Raw genomic sequence first — 4460 nt, 5'->3', positions numbered from 1 at the left:
GGCGACCGGATCGCGATCCTCAACGTCGGCGCCGTCATCGCCCAGTACGACACCCCCGAACGGATCCTGTCCGACCCCGCCGACGAGTTCGTGACCGACTTCGTCGGCCGAGGCGCCTCCATCCGCCGACTCTCCCTGACCCGCACCAAAGACGTCCACATCCCCCGCTGGCCCTCCGCACTGGCCGGCGCCGACACCGCGCTCGGCATCGCCCGCGAGTCCCGCCACGGCTGGGCCGTCCTGCTCGACACCGCCCGCCGCCCGATCGGCTGGGTACCCTCCGACGTCGCCGGCACCGACACCACCATGCTCACCCACGGCATCCCCGTCTCCGCCCAAATACGCCCCGACGACACCCTCTTCGACGCCCTCGACGGCATGCTCTCCTCCAACCGCTCCGCCACCGTCGTCGTCGACGACCACGGCCGCTACCGAGGCGTGCTCGACATCGAGACCGTCCGCAAGATCATCCAGTCGCCTGCGTGAGCAAATGGAACGAAAACTTTCACCCATCCGCGACAGAAACATAAGGGTAAGAGCTAGGGACACATTAAGTAAAGATCAAGTCTCACTTAACATTTGCGGCGGCGGTGGCACTCCCGTCGTAGTCTCTACCTGCTCAGATGGGGTGGGACGGCGGGGGCCAGGATGACAAACCGAATCACATGCGACCATGTCCAGCTCTATGTCGAAGACGTCCGCGCGACTTCCGAAGAACTGGTTTCGAAGTACGGGTTCGAAATCCTCTGGCTGCCGCGAAAGAACCGGTACAAAACGGCACTTTCCACGGTACTGGGGCAGGGTTCGATAGTTCTGGTGCTGACCGAACCGACCGGACTTCACGCTGGGCATGAATACCTGGCCGCGCACGGTGACGGAATTGTGGGGATCGGGTTCCGGTGTGACGACGTGCACGGCGTGTACAAGCGCGCCGTGGTGAACGGCGCACATCCGATCGCGCCGCCTCGGCCGGTGGAGTCCGGATATGCCGCCGCGCTCAAGGGGCCCGGCGACATCATGCACACGCTCGTCGAACAGGCCCCGGACTCAACGATGATGTTGCTGCCCGAGGTGGGGCTCATCCCCCGCCGGGAGCCGGCCTGCGAGGTGGGGCTGCGCACCATCGACCACTTCGCGTTGTGCGTGCCGCGCGGCGAGCTCGGGCGGGTGGTCGCGATGTACACGCGCGCCTGGGGGTTCGAGCGGATCTTCCAGGAGACGATCGCCGTCGGCGCGCAGGCCATGGACTCGGTGGTCGTCGCCAGCCCCGGCGGCGGCATCGCCCTCACGCTGATCGAGCCGGCCGGCGGCGAGCCTGGGCAGATCGACCACTTCGTGGACCGCCACGGCGGGGCCGGGGTGCAGCACATCGCTTTCGCCACCGACGACATCGTGGCCACGGTGAGCGAGCTGTACACCCGAGGGGTCAAGTTCGGCGCGACGCCGAGCGCCTACTACACGGGCCTGGCCAAGCGCGCCGAGACGCTGCGGCACGGGGTGTTGCGGCTGCGCAGCCTCGGCATTCTGGTCGACCACGACCATGGCGGCGAGCTGTACCAGATCTTCACACAATCCACCCACCGGCGTCGCACCTATTTCACCGAGATCATCGAGCGTGACGGGGCATCGACTTTCGGCAGCAACAACATCAGGTTGCTCTACGAGGCGAAGAAACGCGAGATGGACCAACTGGTTGAACAGCACAGCGAACCCGCCTGAACACGCGATGAAACCCACTGGGTTCGCCGATACGGCGGCTCCCGAAGCGGCCGGCCTCGTCAAGATTCTCACCTGTGCGATCGGCCCCTGCCTGCTCGGCACGGCCTTCTTCACGACGCAGCACCTTCCCGTCACACCACTGTGGAACGCCGTGGAACGCGTCATTCCCGCCGGCCTCGTCCTGCTCGCGGTGCGGCCGGCGCTGCCCCGGGGCACCTGGTGGCTGCGCGCGCTCGCGCTCGGCGTGTTGAACTTCGGCGCCTTCTTCGCCCTGCAGGCGTTCGCGTCCCACAAGCTGCCCGGGGCCGTCGTCTCCACCATCACCGCGCTGCAAACCTTGCTGGTGCCCGCCTTCGCCGCGATGTTCGGGGAACGGATCGCGCTCCGACAGGTGGGGGCCGCCCTGCTCGGCACCATCGGGGTGGCGCTGCTGGTCCTGCGCGGTGACCAGGTCCTCGACCCGCTGGGAGTCACCGCGACCCTCGTGCTGGCCGGCTCGGCCGCGATCGGGCTGCTGCTGACCCGCCGGTGGCGCGCACCGGCGAACACCCATCACCTCAGCACCATCGCCTGGCAGATACTCGGCGGCGGCCTGGTCCTGCTGCCCGTCGCGTTCGCCGTCGAAGACGCGCCACCCGCGATGACGACCGAGCAAATGGGCGCCGCCGCCTGGCTCGCCGTCGGCGCCACCGCCGCGGCGTTCGCCCTGTTCTTCGGCGGCCTGCACCGCGGCCTGCCGCCGACCACCGTGTCCCGGCTCGCGCTGCTCAGCCCGGTCGTCGCGACGGCCCTGGGCTGGGTGTTCGCCCACGAGTCGCTCAGCCACCAGCAGCTCCTCGGCATCGCGCTCGTGCTCGCCGCCCAGTTCAGCGGAGGCCAGAACCGCACCACCGCGACCCGCCGACGGGCCGCCGCCGACCCGGGCTAGCGAACGGTCCGGCGGCGGTACCCGATCGGGCGGCGGAAGCGCGCTACGGTGAGCGGGTGACTGCGTTCTGGTCGTTCGATGACCAGCCGAGCGCCGGCGGTGACCCGTTGTTGCCCGGGGCGACGCCGGCGGCGATCCGGGAGGGGTTGCTGCCCGACGACCGGAAACGGTTCGACAACGCCTACTCCGACGCGCTGGCCGGCGCCCGCGAGCAGCTGGACCTCACCGAGCTGTTCCGCTGCCTGGAGCACTGGCGGCGTGTGGCGTTGCTGCAGCGCGACCCTGACCGGTTCGCCTCGATAGCCCGCCGTGCCGCCGAACGCCTGACCGGCGAACCCGTCCCCGCCGGCGAATCGTTGGCGCGCGGCTGAGGACCGCCAGACCACAACCACCCGGGGGCCACGCCGGCCCCTACGGTCGTGGCGACCGGCGTGTCGACGCGGTGCCGGTGACCGGGACTAAACGACGCCGGAGCAGCACCCGCACGCGCGCCAGTACGACATCGACATGCTCCGAGCGGCCCACGCAGTCGTCAGCGCCGGCGAGCAGCATCTCGACGCACTCGTCCGAGCTGGCCGCCGGCGTCATCACCATGAGCGGAACATCACTTCTATTGCGAATCTCCGCGATCGCGGACACCGCTTTGTCGCCGGATGACGTGACGCTCAGAATCGCGACAGACGCATCATGAAGAATCGAGAAAGCCTCGCACCTCGATACCGCGACAACCGCATCACACTCTTGCCGTCGGAGCATTTCGACGAGATGTCCGACCGTATCGACGTCATCATGTATGACGAGAATCGACATGCGAGGGCCACCTCCAAGTAACTATTCGCGGTCGCTCCAGAACAAGATCCTGTAGGTCATCTTATCAACCCAGGGAAGGGTGACACGTTGTGGCGGAATGAAGACTTGCGTGCCGTTCCATTGGACGACGCAGTTGTTGATAAGATCCTTCGGGTGGGAGGGGTAGCTATACAGCGTGCACCCGGTCTTCACGACCTGCCCAGCCGTACCAGCCAAGTCGTTCGCCGGATGGTTCGCTACTTCAACCACCGCATCGTTGCCTTTGTATATCTCGGCATAGAACATAAAGTTTCCAGCCTTCTCCAGCGTCACCGTGGAGTTTATCTGTATGTTGTATCCGCCGGGCGGCGGCTGGTAGGGTATTTCAATTTCTTTTTCATCGACCACGTGATAATAAAGATCTTTCGGTTTCACCGGCGCCGACAGGGCAGCGGGATGAGACTCGACCGGCACGCTGGCGCTCGCGACGCTCGGAACCGAGAGGACGAGGCTGGCCGCGCAGACCAATGGGATCGCGGCTCGCCGGCAGATCTGGAGTGGTCGGCGCACAGAAGTTCCCTCTCGGGGTGAGGCGCGGGCGATGTGGGCTAGCGGTACTCGTCACCTCGGCCCTCCGGGGGAGCGTCTCGGCCCAAGGCGATCTGCGGTTAAGCTAAAGTTAGGTTTTTCCTTCGCGCTTCCGGCGGGCTTCCGGCGCCACCATGTCCTCGCCGAGTTCGGTAACATCCGGCCCCATTTGCCTCAATCGTCGCACGCCCTTCGGCCCGGCCGCGGCAGCGCGACCAGGGGGTCAGGCGTAGTGCCACTCCGTTTTCAGGGCGCGCTGGATACGACGGTCGTACCGCCGAGCCAGATGCCAGCGGCTCACCGCCACCAGAGCACCCGCGGCGTGATCCGGGTCGGCGGCGAGTATCCGCCGGCGGATGGATGACGCCGGCCGAAGCTCGACCTCCCCGGGGTCCGGGATGGCCGCGAGGCAGCCGCGATGCAGCAGGACCGGGCC

General features: G+C 67.1%; 7 protein-coding genes. 4 read left to right on the top strand and 3 right to left on the bottom strand.

Annotation, left to right across the window (positions count from 1 at the left end):
• From N912_RS64915 to N912_RS0148020, 4 genes are all read left to right on the top strand, one after another.
• Positions 1-486 (top strand): CBS domain-containing protein (locus N912_RS64915; RefSeq protein ID WP_028928009.1); only part of this gene is annotated, 486 nt, incomplete at its 5' end.
• 162 nt (positions 487-648) lie between these two features.
• Positions 649-1719 (top strand): 4-hydroxyphenylpyruvate dioxygenase, encoded by a 1071-nt coding sequence (gene hppD, locus N912_RS59640; protein ID WP_037070438.1) that lies wholly within the window; start codon positions 649-651, stop codon positions 1717-1719.
• A gap of 7 nt (positions 1720-1726) precedes the next feature.
• Positions 1727-2647 carry an EamA family transporter gene (locus tag N912_RS0148025; protein ID WP_051581823.1) on the top strand — a complete coding sequence of 307 codons (921 nt, stop codon included), beginning with the start codon at positions 1727-1729 and terminating at the stop codon, positions 2645-2647.
• A 56-nt stretch (positions 2648-2703) separates the two neighbouring features.
• Positions 2704-3018, top strand: coding sequence for a DUF6247 family protein (locus N912_RS0148020; protein WP_028928007.1), 315 nt, complete (start codon positions 2704-2706; stop codon positions 3016-3018).
• Positions 3019-3058: 40 nt separating this feature from the next.
• Here N912_RS0148020 and N912_RS59635 read toward each other — a convergent pair whose 3' ends face one another.
• From N912_RS59635 to N912_RS64910, 3 genes are all read right to left on the bottom strand, one after another.
• Positions 3059-3457, bottom strand: coding sequence for a DNA-binding transcriptional response regulator (locus N912_RS59635; RefSeq protein WP_037070437.1), 399 nt, complete (start codon positions 3455-3457; stop codon positions 3059-3061).
• A 21-nt stretch (positions 3458-3478) separates the two neighbouring features.
• The gene (locus tag N912_RS64395) at positions 3479-4006 is read right to left on the bottom strand and encodes a hypothetical protein (RefSeq protein ID WP_156994468.1); all 528 of its coding nucleotides are present in this window, start codon (positions 4004-4006) and stop codon (positions 3479-3481) included.
• 241 nt (positions 4007-4247) lie between these two features.
• A partial coding sequence (locus tag N912_RS64910; protein ID WP_037070436.1) for a hypothetical protein occupies positions 4248-4460 on the bottom strand: 213 nt, incomplete at its 5' end.

The sequence above is a fragment of the Actinospineispora acaciae DSM 45401 genome (genome assembly GCF_000620785.1).
In the GTDB taxonomy this organism is placed as follows: Bacteria; Actinomycetota; Actinomycetes; order Mycobacteriales; family Pseudonocardiaceae; genus Pseudonocardia; species Pseudonocardia acaciae.
The sequence above is the reverse complement of the archived record's forward strand: the minus strand, read 5'-3'. Positions and strand labels throughout refer to the sequence as shown.

Excerpts from the sequence above, each read along its gene's own strand:
- N912_RS0148025 (WP_051581823.1), top strand. The coding sequence starts at position 1,727 with ATGAAACCCACTGGGTTCGCCGATACGGCGGCTCCCGAAGCGGCCGGC.
- hppD (WP_037070438.1), top strand. The coding sequence starts at position 649 with ATGACAAACCGAATCACATGCGACCATGTCCAGCTCTATGTCGAAGAC.
- N912_RS59635 (WP_037070437.1), bottom strand. The coding sequence starts at position 3,457 with ATGTCGATTCTCGTCATACATGATGACGTCGATACGGTCGGACATCTC.